This window comes from Amycolatopsis sp. FBCC-B4732, from assembly GCF_023008405.1.
Taxonomy (GTDB): Bacteria; Actinomycetota; Actinomycetes; order Mycobacteriales; family Pseudonocardiaceae; genus Amycolatopsis; species Amycolatopsis pretoriensis_A.
The window spans coordinates 1,508,382-1,523,518 of record NZ_CP095376.1 but is presented as its reverse complement, the minus strand read 5'-3'; the positions used below and the strand labels follow the sequence as shown (position 1 = coordinate 1,523,518).

The following is a 15,137-nucleotide window of genomic DNA, read 5'->3' as shown; positions in this document are numbered from 1 at the left end:
GAAGGGGAGCCGACATGCCACAGCCGGAACCGGACATCGCCGTCCAGGTACGCGGGCTAGTGAAGACCTACGGTTCGACGCGCGCGCTCGACGGCGTCGACCTCGACATCCCGGCCGGGCGCGTGCTCGGCCTGCTCGGCCCGAACGGGGCCGGGAAGACCACCACCGTCCGCATCCTGACCACGTTGCTGCGACCGGACTCCGGCGAGGCGCACGTGGCCGGGTACGACGTCCTGGCCCAGCCCGACGAAGTCCGGCGGCGGATCGGGCTGTCCGGGCAGTACGCGGCCGTCGACGAGAACCTCACCGGTTTCGAGAACCTCTATATGGTCGGGCGGCTCTACGGCAGGCGGAAGGCGGCAGCCCGGTCGCGCGCCCGTGAGCTGCTCGCGCGGTTCGCGCTGGAAGAGGCCGCCGACCGGCCGGCGAAGGGCTACTCCGGCGGCATGCGGCGGCGGCTCGACCTGGCCGGCGCGCTGGTCGCGGAGCCGACCGTCGTCGTCCTCGACGAGCCGACCACCGGCCTCGACCCGGGCGGGCGCCTCGACACCTGGGGCGTCATCAAGGAACTGGTCGCCGACGGCACGACCGTGCTGCTGACCACCCAGTACCTCGAAGAAGCCGACCAGCTGGCCGACTCGATCGTGGTGATCGACCACGGCCGGGTGATCGCGCGCGGCACGGCCGACGAGCTCAAGGCCCAGATCGGCGGCGAACGGCTCGAACTGGTCGTCGCCTCCCCGGCCGACCTGCCCGCCACCCTCGAGGTGCTGCGCGAGGTGGGCACCGGCGACCCGACGGGCGACGACCACACGCGGCGCGCGGAGATCTTCGTCGACACCGGGCCCAAGGCCCTCATCGAGGCCCTGCGGCGGCTCGACGCGCAGGGCATCGCCGTCCAGGACGTCGCCCTGCACCGGCCGACGCTCGACGACGTCTTCCTGTCCCTGACCGGCCACGGCGCCGAGCCCACCGAGGAGGCCGCGAAGTGAACGCGCTCGCGAAGGGCATCTCCGACGGCGGCATCATCACCTGGCGCAACCTGGTGAACGTCCGCCGCAACCCGGACTGGCTGATGGCCGCGACCCTGCAGCCGATCATGTTCGTCCTGCTGTTCGCCTACGTCTTCGGCAACGCGATCGGCGGCGAGGCGGGCGGCGCGGCGTACCGCGAGTTCCTCATCGCGGGGATCTTCGCCCAGACGGTGGCGTTCAACTCGGCGTTCACCGTCATCGGCTTCGCCAACGACCTGCAGAAGGGCATCATCGACCGGTTCCGCTCGCTGCCGATGTCCCGGATCGCGGTGATCCTCGGCCGCACGACGTCGGACCTCGTGGTCAGCGTGGTGGCGCTGGTCGTGATGTCGCTGTGCGGGCTGATCGTCGGCTGGCGCATCCGCGGCAGCTTCTGGGACGCGCTGCTCGGCTACCTGGTGATGCTGATGTTCGCCTGGGCCCTGTCGTGGGTCGGCGCGCTGATCGGCCTCGCCGCCCGCAGCGTCGAGGTCGCGCAGAGCGCCGGCCTGATCTGGATGTTCCCGCTGAGCTTCATCTCTTCGGCGTTCGTCCCGACGCAAACGCTCCCCGGCTTCCTGAAGGCGATCGCGGACTGGAACCCGTTCACGGCGGTGATCAACGCGACGAGGGACCTGTTCGGCAACCGCTTCGGCCCGGCACCGACGGGCTGGCCGGCCGAGCACGCGGCGTTGTATTCGATCGTGTGCTGCGTGGCGATCATCGCGGTCTTCGCCCCGCTGGCCACGGCCCGGTACCGCCGGGTGGCGAGCAAGTAGGGCACGCACTCCACGGGATTGATTACGGAGCTCACGTGGGTTTCCTGATCAATCCCGTGTACCCGGCGAGAGCTAGGGTCGCCAGCCCCCAGATCGCGGCTTGCAGAAGCCAGATCGCGACAGTGAAGGCGGCCGCCCCGTTCGTGTCGGGGTTGAGGTCGCAACGGGCGCGAACACCTGTCGGAGCAAGCGGGAGCCCACGATCTAGACCGAGCCCGATGAGCTCCACCGTGGTGCACGGCAGTCCGACCGGTGAGCTGAAAGAACTCACGCGTTCTCCGACGTGATGTCCGCCCTCGGCGACCTGTCCGGCCCAAGCACCGAGGCCGCCTGCCGTGATCAGCGCGAGGAACAGCGCCACCGCGGTTCGCCGCGCGAGGTAGCCGTAGCCCGCCAGAGCTCCCCAAAGCCAGTGGAACCACCGGGTCGACCGGTTCCCCAAAGAATCCGGCGCACGCTGGTGGAGGTCTTTCTGCTGGGCGATGAGGATCCGTCGGACGTTGCCGTCGTGCCCCGCGCCGCGTTCGACGCTCGCCAGCGCCTGGTACGGCGCAGGCCGGTAGTACTTCGTGTGGTGGCGGATGATGTGCAGCCAGTCCTGCCACGAGACGGGTTGTCCAGGCGATGACTCCAGTGCGCCGTACTCGAATCCGTTCAGATCGACCAACGTCGGATCTTCACAGCGCCCAGCACCGTCGGGTTCCGAGCACAAGGTGGAGCGGAGGAGGAAGACCTTCCCCACCACGTGCGCGTGCTCGAAATCCAGAGCCAGCCCTGATCGATTGGTGATTTCGGTGTTCCGGAAGAACGCGTCGCCACCCACGTGGGCACCGAGCAGGGAAATCGCACCACCGAAGTCTTCGCCGGAGGCCTTGACCCCTTCACAGTTCAGGTTCCCCTCGACCCTGAGTTGACTGGCCACCAGAGCCTTACCGCTGCGGTTGGTGATCTTCGCCGAGCTCATTGTGAGGATGCCACCGATGTGAGCTCCGAACAGCTGTACGGCGCCTCGGCTTCCGGTCCCGGTCAACTCGGCGGCGGACATGAACACGCTACCGGTCACTTCGAGTCCGATGGCCCGGACAGCAGCCCCGCTGTCGTTGACGATCTGGGCGTCGCTGAGATCGAGCGATCCCCTGATACGAGCACGGTGAAGGCCGACAGCGCCGCCGCTCCCGGAACCGACGATGACGGTGCCGGTCAGCCAAAGCCCGGCTTCGACATCGATCAAATTCCCGCGGAACCCCGGAAGCCACGAGGACGTCAAGTCCAGCCACGGCAGCCGCGCGTTCCAGGCGGTGACTCGTTCCTCGAACAAGCACCCGGCCAGCTTCATCCCCGCGCAGGCAGCCACGTTGTCGAGGTCGACCACCCCGGTGATCCGGGCGCCCGTGAGGCGGATGCCCCGAGGATCCACTGGGCCGTGCCGGCCGAGCACCAACTCTCGCAGCAACTGCGCGCGAATCGAGCGGCTCGGATCACCGGTCTCGCCCGGCTCACCGGAATCGGCAGCGCCGCACGTCAACGTCGTACCGGTACGCGCCGCGTCCACGAGCGCGCGTTCGAGGTCGTTCAGGTCAGCCAGCCCACGCGAGACATCCTCGGTCACACCGGCCTAGTCGCTCCTTCGCTCGAAGGTGATACGCCCGGGAACCGAACGCGGACCACCGGATCGACCAGGTTCAGTCCTCTTCGGACAGCTCCACGATGGGGATGACCCGGCGCGCCTGCCGGGCCTTTTCCCGGTGCTCGGCCAGGAACGGGTAGTGCTGCTCCAGCTCCGTCCACGCCCGTACGTAGTCCGCGCCCAGCAGCGGCAGGGCCTCTCCGTCGAACTCCCGGCCGTCCACCTCCACCTTCACCCGCGGGTCGTCCGCCAGGTTCAGGTACCAGTCCGGGTGCTTCGGCGCGCCGATGTTGGACGCCACCACCAGCAACCGCGCGCCGTCGTGGTGGACCATCATCGGGACCGTGCGGGGCTCGCCCGTGCGGCGGCCCGTCGTCGTCAGGAGCACCAGGCGCTCGCGGTGCATGCCCTCGACCTCGCCGCCCGCGCGGAACTGCCGGATCACGCGGCGGTTCGTCTCCTGGATGTCCATCACCGGTCGTAGTACCGGGTCGGCGGGTCCTGCTGGGTCCACTGCTGCTGCGTCGGCGGCGGCGGGGCCGTCTTCTGCTCGCGGCGGCGCCGGTGCAGGGTCCGGGCGCTGGCCGCCATGCTGTTGACCACCATCGCGATGGCCAGGCCGAGCACCAGGTTGATCACGGCCGTCGCGATCTTCGCGCTCGGCGCCACCGTGAGGGTCAGCGGCAGCACCACGGCGATGAGTGTGACCAGCACCATGATCCAGCCGAAGAACTGGGACGGCGCCGGCGTCGCCACGCTCAGCAGGTGCATCAGCCCGGTGGCGAGCAGGGCCACCGCGGCGGCGACCAGCGCGTACGTCGTGGTGCTCGCGTTGCCCCAGACGCCCTCGCCTTTTGGGGCGAGCACTTCGACCTCGAAGATGCCACGCGCGATCAGCAGCCCGACGACGGCGAGCAGGGCCGCGACCACCGCCGTCGCCACGCCGCCCGCCCACAGCCGGCGCGCGTCGATCCCCGGACGGACGTCCTGGGGCTGGTTCCCGTAGTAGTCGGCCATCAGAGCCTTCCTAGGTCGGCTGCGCCTCTCGTCCCCGATTGTCCCCTGTTTCGGCCCCGGCCGCGATTTGCGCTGGAGCGCACTCCAGGTTTTACCGTCGGGTGCATGAGCACCGCACAGCACAAGATCGGCTCGGGCTTCGGCGCCGGCACCACCGCGGCCGAAGCCGTCGCGGGCATCGACCTCACCGGGAAGCTCGCCGTCGTCACCGGCGGTTACTCCGGGATCGGCCTCGAAACCACCCGCGCGCTGACCGGCGCCGGCGCGCACGTCGTCGTCCCGGCCCGCCGCAGCGCGACCGCCGAAGCGGCGCTGGACGGCCTGGCGGAGGTCGACGAACTGGACCTGGGCGACCTCGACAGCGTCCGTGGCTTCGCCGAGCGGTTCCTCGGCACCGGGCGGCGGATCGACCTCTTCATCGGCAACGCGGGCGTCATGGCCTGCCCCGAAACCCGCGTCGGCCCGGGCTGGGAGGCCCAGTTCGCGACCAACCACCTCGGCCACTTCGCGCTGGTCAACCGGCTGTGGCCGGCGATCGCCGACGGCGCGCGCGTGATCTCGCTTTCCTCGCGCGGCCACCACAACTCGCCGATCCGCTGGGACGACGTCCAGTTCGAGCGCGGCTACGACAAGTGGGCGGCCTACGGGCAGGCCAAGACGGCCAACGTGCTGTTCGCCGTCCGGCTCGACGAGCTGGGCGCCGCGAAGGGCGTCCACGCGTTCGCGCTGCACCCGGGCGGCATCATGACGCCGCTGCAGCGGCACCTGCCGCGGGCGGAGATGGTCGAGCGGGGCTGGATCGACGAGGCCGGGAACACCCTGATGGCGTTCAAGACGCCGGAGCAGGGCGCCGCGACGACGGTGTGGGCCGCGACGTCACCGCAGCTGGCCGGGCTCGGCGGGCTGTACCTCGAGGACTGCGACGTCGCCGAGCTGCTCCCGGAGGACACCGGGGAGGCCGGCGCCGCGGGCGTCCGTACGTACGCTGTGGACCGCGAACAGGCCGCTCGCTTGTGGACGCTGTCCGCGCAGCTCACCGGGGTGGACGCGTTCGCGGGCCGGTGAACGCCCGTTTCCGGTGATCTTCCGACGTTTGCCGCGCACGCGTTCCGGGTATCTGGCGCCCGTGGCCGACGAAGCCGGGAGAGCGGGGAGCCCTACGGCGGGCGCCTCGGACGACGTCACGTGTGCTCGCTACGTACTGAGTGAGTTCACGACCGGGCCGCGCCGGGAGCCGGACGACGAGCGGCCGCCCACCCTGCTGGCCGGCCGCTACGAGGTCGGCAGGCTGATCGGCAGCGGCGGCACGGCCCGCGTCTACCGCGCTTACGACCTCCGGCTGGAGCGCGAGGTCGCCGTCAAGATCTACGACCGCGACGCGATGCCGGTGGACCAGCGGCGCCGGCTGCGCGAGACGACCATCCAGGCCAGCATCAGCCACCCGGGCGTGGTGGCGCTGCTCGACAGCGGCAACGACAACGGCCGCACGTTCCTGGTGATGCAGCTGGTCGAGGGCGAAAACCTGGCGGAACGCCTGCTCAGCGGCCCGATGCCGGCGGCCGAAGTCGTGGAGCTGGCGGACGGGCTGGTGGAAGCGCTGGCCCACGTCCACGCCCGCCGCGTCGTCCACCGCGACCTGAAGCCGGCCAACGTGTTCCTCTCCGCGGCCGGCCCGCTGATCGGCGACTTCGGCATCGCGCACGCCCTGGACACGACGCACATCACGGGCACGGGCGTGGTCCCGGGCACGGCGGCATACCTGGCTCCAGAGCAGGTCAGCGGCGAGCCGGCCGGGCCACCGGCGGACGTGTACGCGCTGGGCCTGATCCTGCTGGAGTGCCTGACGGGCGAACGCGAGTACGCGGGCACGATGGTGGAGGCGGCGATGGCCCGCCTCAGCCGGCCACCGCGGATCCCGGCGGACGTACCGGCGTCGCTGGCACACACGTTGCGCCGGATGACCCGCCGCGAGCCACGCGACCGGCCGACGGCGGAGGAGGTGCGCGAGCTGCTGCGCTCACCGGCGCCGGTGACCCAGTTCATCCGGCGGCCGTTGTGGCGCCGCCGGCTGAAGGTGGTGACGCCGGCGAAGCTCGCGGCAGGGGCGGCCACCGACCTCGCGGCGGCATCGATTCCCGGCACCGCCCGAGGCGACCAGGGAACGGCCTCGGCCGAGCCTCGCCACCGCACCGAGGGCACCACCGCCGAAGCCCCCCGATCCAGCCACCACCCGAGCGGCGAGCTCCCCGCCGCCGAGCCGCACCACTGGGCCCCGGCCGCCGGCGCAGCCCCAGCCGCCGAGGCGGCCCGGAGCGGTCAGCACCCGAGTGACGCGGTCCCCGCTGCCGAGCCGCACCACCGTGCCCCAGGCGCCGGCGCGGCCCCAGCCGCCGAGCCCGGCCAAGACGCCGCCGGCACCGCCGCCCAAGCCGGCCACCACCGGAGCGGTGCAACACCTGCCGCCGAGCCCGGCCACCGCATCGGCGGCCGCCACCCGAACGACGCACCTGCCGCCGCCGAGCCCGACCACCACATCGGCAACCGCCACCCAAACGACGCACCTGCCGCCGCCGAGCCCGACCACCACATCGGCAACCGCCACCCGAGCAACGCACCTGCCGCCGCCAAGCCCGGCTCCGCTGCTGCCGCGTCCGCCGCCGAGCGCGGCTCCCCTGCCGTCGCGCACCCCGACACCGCTCTCCTCACCTCCCCCACCGCCGACCCGCGGCCCGCGCGACGCCGTCGGATGGCCGTCGCCGGGGCCCTCGCCACCGTGGCCGTCGCCGCCGTCCTCGGTGGCCTCCTCACCCAGCGGAACACCGGGACCACCACCCCCGCGCAACCGCCCGCGCCGGTGGCCACCGCCCCCTCCGCCTCCTCCGCCACGTCCGGGCCGCTCGCCGACCGGGGTACTCCCGATCCGCAGCAGCAACCGCGGCCGTCGGCCACCCCTCCCTCGCTCGAACCCGCCGCCGTCACCCACCCGACTCCCACCCGCTCCGCGCCGCCCACCACCAAGCCGGGCAAGATCGGCAAGGGGGAAACCCGCGGCAAGGGGAAGGGCGCCGGCGGGCACGACGACACCTGAGCGCGGGACCTCCGGCGCGCCGATCCGGGCCTAACGGCCCTGGTGTGGAATAGCCGCCGAAACAATCGCGAACCCCCTTTCCCGAATTCGGACTCGAAACAATAACGACCGGTAACCGGAACGCCTCCCACCTCGACACATCCGGTGGCGCCGAACGAGCGGGCGCCTCCGCCGGGAATCCCCGTCCCGGCCGGTTCGATGAAATTCCGGAGGTCTGGATGAGTGTCCACGCTGCCCTCGCGCGGCCCGTTGCCCACAGCCCGCGCGGACGGCACGCCAAGCCCCGTCCCGCGTGGCACCGGGTCACCGGCCGGGCGGTTTTCGCCGCTTCGGCACTGATCACCGCCGGGGCGATCTGGCCGCCGGCGGTGCTCGTCGTGCTCGTGCTGCTCGGGGCGGGCTTCGCGAAACTGCGGACCGCGAGCCGGAAGATCGACACCATCTTCGCCGAAGAACTGTCCGGCCGGGAAGACGTTTCCGAAATCGCCGACCGCGTCGAGATTTCTTGACAGCCACAATTTTCCGGTCGCCACAAAACTGCTCCTCGGCAAAAGGATGACCGCTCTGGTGACCACGACCGCGGCGGGAGTAGAACCGATCGGGCACGGCCACCGCCGCGTGAGGCGTCGAAGATTGGGGAGTCATCATGGCCGATCCCGCAACCCCCGCGTCACCGGTCGAACTCGACCGGGTCCGCACGGAACTCGCCGCGCAGGGCCATCCGTGGGTCATGGGCGAGAACTCCATGACCATCCTCGAAGAGGACCAGCGCCGCCACCGGCTGGGTGTCCCGCTGCCCCCGGAAGCCGAGCGGCACGACCTCGAATCGACGGCGAAATCCCTCGCCCAGGGTGAAGCCGCCCGCGCCACCGCCGTTTCCGGAGCCGGCGCCGCCGCGCAGTTCGACAGCCGCAACACCGGTGGCGCCAACTACGTCACGCCGGTGAAGGACCAGGGCGACTGCGGTTCCTGCGTTTCCTTCGGCACGGCCGCCACGATCGAAACCGTCGCCGCGTTCACGCGCGGGCAGCCCGGCCTGCAGCTCGACCTGTCCGAAGCGCACCTGTTCTACACCCACGGCGCGAACGACGGCGCGACCTGCGACACCGGCTGGATGCCCGACCGGGCGCTGAAGTTCTGCCACGACGTCGGCATCACGTACGAGGACTACTTCCCGTACAGCCCGCGCAACCGCTCCGCCGCCAAGCTGAACGCCGACTGGCCGAACCGGCTCGCGACCACGCCGTCGTACGCGGCGTTGACCGGCAACCCCGCGGCGATGAAAGAACAGCTGGCCGCGCGCGGCGCGCTCGTCGCGTGTTTCCTGGTGTACCAGGACTTCTTCTCCTACAAGACCGGCGTCTACCGGCACGTCACCGGCTCGCTCGCCGGCGGTCACTGCGTGACGCTCGTCGGCTACGACGACAGCCAGGGCTGCTGGATCGCGAAGAACAGCTGGAGCACCAGCTGGGGCGACGGCGGCTTCTTCCGAATCGCCTACGGCGAGTGCGGCATCGAGACCTGGCAGGTCCACCAGGTCGGCGCGGTGAACCTGCGCTCGTGGACCGGCTCGACGTCGGTGCTCGGCCTCTGGAGCAACGACCAGGAGCGCAACACCTGGGCGTACCTGCAGAACATGGGCTGGCTGCACCTGGCCGCGGACAGCGAAGTGGTCAACAAGGCGATGCTGATCGAGCTGATCGCCGCGAAGCAGGGTGGCCGTCCGGTCAACGCGTTCAGCAACAACGGCACGATCATCGAGACCTACGTCTTCTAGGAGCCCGCGATGGCCACATCGACCAGTCCGTCCAGCGCTCCCGTGGCGGTGGCCCCGGCCGCCAGCCCGGACAACGCGCCCCAGCCGCTCACCCCCGACCAGCTGACCGCGGCGACGACGGCCACCGTCGCCGCCGAGCCGAGCGCCGAACCGGTGCTGAGCCCGCCGGGCGCCGCGCGGGCCGCCGCCCCGGTCACCACGGCCGCGGCGTGGCAGTCGAACAAGAAGGTGCTCGCCCTCTGGACGAACAACGCCGCCCGCAACGGCTACGCGTTCGTCGACGGCGTCGGCTGGAAGCGCCTCGCGACGAACAGCGACGGCGTGCACGAAGCGCTGTTGATGCTCGCCACGTCGGCGAAACTGAGCGGCTCGGTCACCTATCCCGAGGCCGCCGACGGCTTCATCCACGAGATCTACCTGTGGTGAGCCCGTGCGGGTGATCACGCTCGAAGCCGACGGCGCGGCGGCGGACGTCGCGCCCGGCGAACGGCTGGAGCTGCGCCTGCCCGAGAACGCGGGCACCGGCTACCAGTGGGTGCTCGACGGCCCGGAACCGCCGCTGCGAGTGGTCGAAGAGACCCTCCACCCGGTGGCGGACCGGGCCGGCGGCACCGGCGAACACCGGTTCGTCCTGCACGCGGACGAGCCGGGTGAGACGACGCTGGTGGCGCGGCACGCGCGGCCGTGGGCGCCGGAGAGCGAGCTGCACCGCTTCCGGTTCACCGTGCGGGTCCGCTAGCCGGCGTCCTGCCAGGGTTCGAAGCTGCGCAGGAGCAGCCTGACCTGGGCCGGATCCGTGATGACGGCCTCGACGCCCCGCGGCATCGCGATGATCAGCTGCGTCTCGCGGGCCGTGCAGCCCGCCGCCGTCGCGGCCAGCACCGCGATGCCGCCGCCGTCGACCGCCGTGGCCATCGTGAGGTCCACGACGATGCGGCGGACCGCCTCGGCGAAGGCGTCTTCGATCGCCTGGTGGTAGGTGGGGGCCAAGCCGCCGTCGAAGACCCCGTCGACGGACAGGATGACCTCGTCTTCGAGGAGCACGCTGCGAAGTGTCATCCTGACCTCCTGCCGACCGGGTTTTTCCTCACCGGGTCCGGGTTCGGTCATCAAAGGTTACGGCAGGACCCCGGGTGGGCGCAGGCTGAGCGGGCCAGGAGAGCACACCGGAAGCAGCACGATCAGACGTCGAAGAGGACACGGGATTCCCTCTCCCCATTCAAATATATAGCGGACACCGGGGCTTGCGGCAAGCCCCGGGTGCGGGTCCACAATCCGGGCTCACCATTTTCCGATGAGGGGATTTTCCATGCGCGTGCTGCTGTCCACGATCGGCTCGCGGGGCGAAGTGCAGCCGGTGGTGGCGCTGGCCTCGGAACTGAGCGCGCTCGGGCAGGACGTCCGGCTGTGCGTGCCGCCCGACTTCCGGGACGGGCTCGACGAGCTCGGGTTCGACGTCGTGCCGATCGGCCCGCCGCTGCGCGGAACCGCTTCGGCGCACCGGGTTCCGCCGACACCGGAGCAGATCCGCAAGGCGGCCGAGGACACCGTGACGACCCAGTTCGAGACGATCGGGGCCGCGGCCGAGGGCTGTGACGTCCTGGTCGCGGCCGGGGCCCTGCAGTTCGCCGCCCGCTCGATCGCCGAGCGCCGCGGCGCCGCCTACGTCTACGCGAGTTTCTGCCCGATCACCCTGCCGTCGGATCTGCACGCGCCGCCGCCGATGCCGTGGCGGTCGCCCGGAAAGGCGGAAAACCGCGCCCTTTGGGCCGAAGACGCGGACCGCTGGAACACATTCTTCGGTGCCCGGGTCGACGAGCACCGCGCGGCGGCCGGCCAGCCGCCCGTCGCCGACCTGCCGACGCACGTGTTCTCCGACCGGCCGTGGCTGGCGGCCGACGCGGCGCTGGCGCCGTGGCCCGAACCGGGTGACACCAGGATCGTCCGAACGGGCGCATGGATCTGGCCGGACGAGCGCCCGCTGCCACCCGGGCTCGAGGAGTTCCTCGACGCGGGCGAGCCACCGGTGTACTTCGGGTTTGGCAGCATGCGCGCTCCGGGCGAGCTCGCCGAGTCGATGCTGGCGTCGGCCCGCGCCCACGGCCGCCGGGCGGTCATCGCCCGCGGCTGGGCGGACCTCGCCGCGCCCGGCGCCCCGGACTGCTTCGGCGTCGGCGAGGTGAACCAGCAGGCGCTGTTCCGCCGGGTGGCGGCGGTCGTCCACCACGGCGGCGCGGGCACGACGACGGCGGCGGCCAGCGCGGGCGCGCCCCAGGTGGTGGCGCCGCAGATGTACGACCAGCACTACTTCGCCGCCCGCGTCGGCACGCTGGGCATCGGCGCAGCGACGGAGCCGGGCGTGCCGGCCGGGGCCGCGTTGACGGCGGCGCTGGAGGTCGCGCTGCGCCCGGAGGTGGCGGCCCGGGCACGCCGGTTCGCGGGCGAGGTCCGTGCGGATGGGGCGAGCGTGGCGGCGAGCCACCTGCTGGCGACGGCGCCGCTGACGTCCGCCTGAGTCACCGGTTCCCGTTCGGCTGATCGAGCGTCGAAGTCCTCGACGCCCGGCGCGGAACCGGCGGATCACGCCTTCCGCAACCGCAACGCCAGTGCCGGGCAAGCGTTTGCCGCGCGGCGGGTCTCCGCCGCCAGCTCCGGCGGCACCGGCCCCGCCGCCACTACCGGGTAACCCCACTCGTCCAGCCGGACGAGCTCCGGCAGCAGGTCCGCGCACAGCCCGTGGCCGCGGCAGGCGATCGGGTCCACCGAGAGCTTCACGCCACTCCCTCCAGCACCCGGCACCGGCCACCGGCCTGGTGGGTGGTGACGTCCGCGCCGAACGTGCGCAGCGCGCTCGCCGCCAGCCGGGCCGCGCCGTCCGGGTGGGCGCACGCGCCGCGGCCGGTCAGCAGCGGGAGGCGGTGGGCCAGCCGGTGCACCGCAGGGCCGCCGCGCACCAGTTCCGCGAAGTCCGCCGCGATCGACGGCAGGCCGAACATGCACGGGCCGCACTGCCGGGCCGACTCCGCCGCGAGGAACGCCAGCACCTTCGCCGTGTACTCCAGCCCGCACGCGCTCGCCGGAAGTGCGTACACCGCGGGGATTCCCGACAGCCCGAGGCGCAGGTCGGTCGTCCAGGTGCCGCCGTAACCGCCGACGAGGACCGCCTGCAGCGGCTCGGTTTCGCCGCCCGCCGCGGCCAGCACCGCCGTCAGGGACGGGCCCGCCGGGAGCTCGACGACGCCGGGGGTGCGGACCGCGCCGGTCACCGTCACCAGGTCCGTGCGCGCGGCGCGGTAGTGGTGCGGGCCGAGCAGCACCGCCGAAGCGAGCTGCGCCAGCGTTTCGACGTTGTCCACCAGCGTCGGGCGGCCCCGCACCCCGCGTTCGGCGGGCCGCGGCTCCTTGCCCAGCGGCCGCGCGTCGCCGGACGTCAGGAAGTGGACCAGCGCGCTCTCCTCGCTAGCGACGTACCGCCGTGGGATCTCCGCGATCCGCACCGGCACGCGGTCGTCGCGCTCGGCCAGCGCCGCGGTCACGCTCGGCAGCACCGGGCTGCCCGTGTCCACGCACAGCACGGTCTCGGTGGCGCCGATCGCGTGCGCGGCAAGCTGCAGGCCGTCCACCACCAGGTGCGGTGACAAGGCCAGCAGCGCGGCGTCCTTCCGGCTGAGCGGGTCGCCTTCGCAGCCGTTCGCGACGACGATCGAGCGTCGCGACCGGGCCGCGCGCAGCTTCACCGCCGTCGGGAAGCCGCCGCCGCCCCGGCCGCGCAGGCCGGCCGCTTCGACGGCTTCCACCAGCCGGTCGCGGCCGTCGTCGCCGTGGTAGGCGACCCAGGGGACGACGCCGTTGCGGCGCCGGTGACCGGCCAGGTCGAGCCGGTGCGGGGGCAGGATGCTCATCGGGTGCCTCCCAGCGGCGAGAGCTTGCGGGTTTCGGTGTCGGCGTGCTTCACGCCGGCGCGGTAGGCGACGGCGCCGAGCACGGCCAGCGCGCACAGCACGTCGAGCGCGACGATCCAGCCGCGCACGGCGTCGTCCTCGGCCATGCCGATGCCGTGCACCAGCGCGACCGGCCAGCACAGGTAGGCCGACCAGTGCACGGCGCGCCACACCCGCGCGGGCAGGCGGGTCCGGACCAGGCTGGTGACGACGATCGCGAGCAGCAGGTCGATCGCGACGGCGCCGAGGCCCACCCAGAACGGCTGGTAGCCCGCGCCGAACGGGAGCACGACGTCGAGCCAGCTCAGCGGGACGTAGCCGTCGAGGATCGCCGACGCGATGTGCACGGCGAGGAAGGTGAGACTGGTCAGCGCGAGGTTCCGGTGCACGGCGGCGACGGTGAACCGCGGCCACGCGGGCGTCGCGAACCGGCCGGCGCCGAGCGCGCCGAGCACGACGACGCCGGTGAAGAGCACCAGCGACACGAGCCCGGTCGCGCGGCTGAAGTACCAGACGGCGGTGCTCACGACGGCCACCCGGGCGTGGTGACGACGTCGCCGCCGACGCCGACGAGCCGCGCAGGCAGCCGCCGCCGGGCCAGCCACTCCGGTGCGGCGGCGCCGAGCACGATCGCCGCGGTGGCCGCCGTGTTGGCGTCCACAGTGGACTTCGCAGCGACGCTCGCGGTGCGCCAGCGGGGTTCCGGGACGTCGCCGGTGCGCGGGTCGACGATGTGGTGCACCGTCCGGCCACCACGCCGCCAGCGCCGCCGGGTGATCCCCGAGCTGGCCAAGGCGAAGTCCCGGTGCAGCGCGACGGTGGCGTCCGGGGAGGCGACGGCACCGGCGTGGTCGTCGGCCAGCGCGACCTGCCACCCCCCGGCCGGCGGCCGCCCGGCGGCGCGCAGGTCGCCACCGAGGTTGACGAGGGTCCCGCAGCCGACGACGGAGTGGATCCGCCGCGCGGCCCGGTCGGCGGCGAGGGCTTTCGCGGTGGCGCCGAGGTCGAGGCGGACACCGCGGGGCAGGACGACGAGTCGTCGGACGGGATCGAAGAGCACGCGGTGCCAGCCGGGAGCGGGCTTGGGCGAAGCGGAATCGGCGGCCGCGGCGGGTGCCGCCGCGAGGTCGGAGCCGCCGACGGCACGCTCGGAAGCGGTCAAGTCAGCTGCGCCCGGTGCCCGCCCGGCCTCGGCGGCATCGACGCGCCCCGCCACCTTGGCGAAGTCGCGGTCGTAGCCCAGCTCGCGCACCGCGTCCCCCACCGTGAGGTCGACCAGCCCGTCACTCACCCGGGCCGCCCGCAGCGCGACACCCAGAGCCTCCGCCAGCAGCGGGCTCACCCGCACCTGCCGGCCCGCGGCCTCGTGCAACCGCGAGATCTCCGAGTCCGGCCGGAACCGGCTGCACGCGAGGTCGATCGCCGCCAGTTCCCCGTGCAGGAGCTCGGTCGCCGCACCCAGCCGGGCCGGGTCGGTGACCAGCAGCTCCGCCGTCGTGCCGAGGGCGCGGAACGCCGTCGCCGCGGTCGTCACGACGCCCCCGATCCCGTGTGCGCGGAGCCCGAACCGGAGCTCAGGCCGTTGTCCGGGGCCTGCAGCTGGTCCTGGTCTCCGGAATCGGTCGTGGTGGTCGTCTGCGAGGTGTCCGCGTTCGCCGTCGACAGGCCGAAGCCGATCGCGCCGGCGGCGGCCGCGCCCAGCAGGGCGGCCGTCGCCGTGACCAGGGCGGCCTTGCGGCGGCCCCGTTCCCGGTGAGCGGTCCTGGCGGTGGTCGAGGGGTCCATGGGAACGAGTCTCGGCCGCGTTCCTTTGAGCGAGCTGGGAACGACCTGTCAACTCCCTGACCGGCCATTGTGGACACCTACCAAAGGAGGTTGACACCGGAAAGGCATTA

Annotated in this window: 18 protein-coding genes; 9 read left to right on the top strand and 9 right to left on the bottom strand. The window is 72.5% G+C overall.

Translation table 11 applies throughout. From position 1 onward, the window contains the following. Window positions 1–14 precede the first annotated feature (14 nt). Both MUY14_RS06240 and MUY14_RS06235 read left to right on the top strand, forming a co-directional pair. Complete coding sequence (locus MUY14_RS06240; RefSeq protein ID WP_247021720.1) at window positions 15–992, top strand: ATP-binding cassette domain-containing protein; 978 nt, start codon at window positions 15–17, stop codon at window positions 990–992. Further along, the gene (locus tag MUY14_RS06235) at window positions 989–1,792 is read left to right on the top strand and encodes an ABC transporter permease (protein ID WP_247021718.1); all 804 of its coding nucleotides are present in this window, start codon (window positions 989–991) and stop codon (window positions 1,790–1,792) included. Before MUY14_RS06240 ends, MUY14_RS06235 begins: the two co-directional genes overlap by 4 nt. 31 nt (window positions 1,793–1,823) lie before the next feature. Here the strand turns inward: MUY14_RS06235 and MUY14_RS06230 are convergent, their stop codons facing one another. The 3 genes from MUY14_RS06230 to MUY14_RS06220 form a co-directional block, all read right to left on the bottom strand. Beyond that, a complete protein-coding gene (locus MUY14_RS06230) occupies window positions 1,824–3,401 on the bottom strand; it encodes a hypothetical protein (protein ID WP_247021716.1) in 1,578 nt (525 codons plus the stop codon). 73 nt (window positions 3,402–3,474) lie between these two features. Beyond that, window positions 3,475–3,891, bottom strand: coding sequence for a nitroreductase/quinone reductase family protein (locus MUY14_RS06225; RefSeq protein ID WP_247021714.1), 417 nt, complete (start codon window positions 3,889–3,891; stop codon window positions 3,475–3,477). Further along, window positions 3,891–4,436, bottom strand: a complete 546-nt coding sequence (locus tag MUY14_RS06220; RefSeq protein ID WP_247021712.1) for a DUF6069 family protein — start codon at window positions 4,434–4,436, stop codon at window positions 3,891–3,893. Before MUY14_RS06220 ends, MUY14_RS06225 begins: the two co-directional genes overlap by 1 nt. A 105-nt stretch (window positions 4,437–4,541) precedes the next feature. Here MUY14_RS06220 and MUY14_RS06215 point away from each other — a divergent pair, with 105 nt between their 5' ends. The 6 genes from MUY14_RS06215 (at window position 4,542) to MUY14_RS06190 (ending at window position 10,040) form a co-directional block, all read left to right on the top strand. Further along, window positions 4,542–5,501 carry an SDR family NAD(P)-dependent oxidoreductase gene (locus MUY14_RS06215; RefSeq protein ID WP_247021710.1) on the top strand — a complete coding sequence of 320 codons (960 nt, stop codon included), beginning with the start codon at window positions 4,542–4,544 and terminating at the stop codon, window positions 5,499–5,501. A 61-nt stretch (window positions 5,502–5,562) separates the two neighbouring features. Continuing rightward, window positions 5,563–7,524, top strand: a complete 1,962-nt coding sequence (locus MUY14_RS06210) for a serine/threonine-protein kinase (RefSeq protein ID WP_247021708.1) — start codon at window positions 5,563–5,565, stop codon at window positions 7,522–7,524. 218 nt (window positions 7,525–7,742) lie between these two features. Then, a complete protein-coding gene (locus tag MUY14_RS06205; RefSeq protein WP_247021706.1) occupies window positions 7,743–8,033 on the top strand; it encodes a hypothetical protein in 291 nt (96 codons plus the stop codon). A 137-nt stretch (window positions 8,034–8,170) separates the two neighbouring features. After that, window positions 8,171–9,301, top strand: coding sequence for a C1 family peptidase (locus MUY14_RS06200; RefSeq protein WP_247021704.1), 1,131 nt, complete (start codon window positions 8,171–8,173; stop codon window positions 9,299–9,301). Between the two features lie 9 nt (window positions 9,302–9,310). Continuing rightward, complete coding sequence (locus MUY14_RS06195; RefSeq protein WP_247021702.1) at window positions 9,311–9,727, top strand: hypothetical protein; 417 nt, start codon at window positions 9,311–9,313, stop codon at window positions 9,725–9,727. Between the two features lie 4 nt (window positions 9,728–9,731). Further along, window positions 9,732–10,040: a protease inhibitor I42 family protein gene (locus MUY14_RS06190; protein WP_247021700.1), complete on the top strand. Its 309-nt coding sequence runs from the start codon at window positions 9,732–9,734 to the stop codon at window positions 10,038–10,040. Here MUY14_RS06190 and MUY14_RS06185 read toward each other — a convergent pair. After that, window positions 10,037–10,360 carry an STAS domain-containing protein gene (locus MUY14_RS06185; RefSeq protein ID WP_247021698.1) on the bottom strand — a complete coding sequence of 108 codons (324 nt, stop codon included), beginning with the start codon at window positions 10,358–10,360 and terminating at the stop codon, window positions 10,037–10,039. The two genes, MUY14_RS06190 and MUY14_RS06185, sit on opposite strands and share 4 nt — an antisense overlap. 250 nt (window positions 10,361–10,610) lie before the next feature. Here MUY14_RS06185 and MUY14_RS06180 point away from each other — a divergent pair, with 250 nt between their 5' ends. Next, entirely contained in the window at window positions 10,611–11,816 is a 1,206-nt protein-coding gene (locus tag MUY14_RS06180; protein ID WP_247025071.1) for a glycosyltransferase, read from the top strand. 65 nt (window positions 11,817–11,881) lie between these two features. On the opposite strand, the gene MUY14_RS06175 is transcribed toward MUY14_RS06180, so the two are convergent. The 5 genes from MUY14_RS06175 to MUY14_RS06155 are packed head-to-tail and all read right to left on the bottom strand — an operon-like array spanning window position 11,882 to window position 15,027. Continuing rightward, complete coding sequence (locus MUY14_RS06175; protein ID WP_247021696.1) at window positions 11,882–12,076, bottom strand: ferredoxin; 195 nt, start codon at window positions 12,074–12,076, stop codon at window positions 11,882–11,884. Next, window positions 12,073–13,203 (bottom strand): NADH-ubiquinone oxidoreductase-F iron-sulfur binding region domain-containing protein, encoded by a 1,131-nt coding sequence (locus MUY14_RS06170; RefSeq protein WP_247021694.1) that lies wholly within the window; start codon window positions 13,201–13,203, stop codon window positions 12,073–12,075. Before MUY14_RS06170 ends, MUY14_RS06175 begins: the two co-directional genes overlap by 4 nt. Continuing rightward, window positions 13,200–13,769 (bottom strand): ferric reductase-like transmembrane domain-containing protein, encoded by a 570-nt coding sequence (locus tag MUY14_RS06165; protein ID WP_247021692.1) that lies wholly within the window; start codon window positions 13,767–13,769, stop codon window positions 13,200–13,202. Before MUY14_RS06165 ends, MUY14_RS06170 begins: the two co-directional genes overlap by 4 nt. Continuing rightward, on the bottom strand, window positions 13,766–14,776 hold the full coding sequence (locus tag MUY14_RS06160) for an FAD:protein FMN transferase (RefSeq protein WP_247021690.1): 1,011 nt from the start codon (window positions 14,774–14,776) through the stop codon (window positions 13,766–13,768). The genes MUY14_RS06165 and MUY14_RS06160 overlap by 4 nt, the downstream gene beginning before the upstream one ends. Continuing rightward, window positions 14,773–15,027 carry a hypothetical protein gene (locus MUY14_RS06155; RefSeq protein WP_247021689.1) on the bottom strand — a complete coding sequence of 85 codons (255 nt, stop codon included), beginning with the start codon at window positions 15,025–15,027 and terminating at the stop codon, window positions 14,773–14,775. The genes MUY14_RS06160 and MUY14_RS06155 overlap by 4 nt, the downstream gene beginning before the upstream one ends. Between the last annotated feature and the right edge of the window lie 110 nt (window positions 15,028–15,137).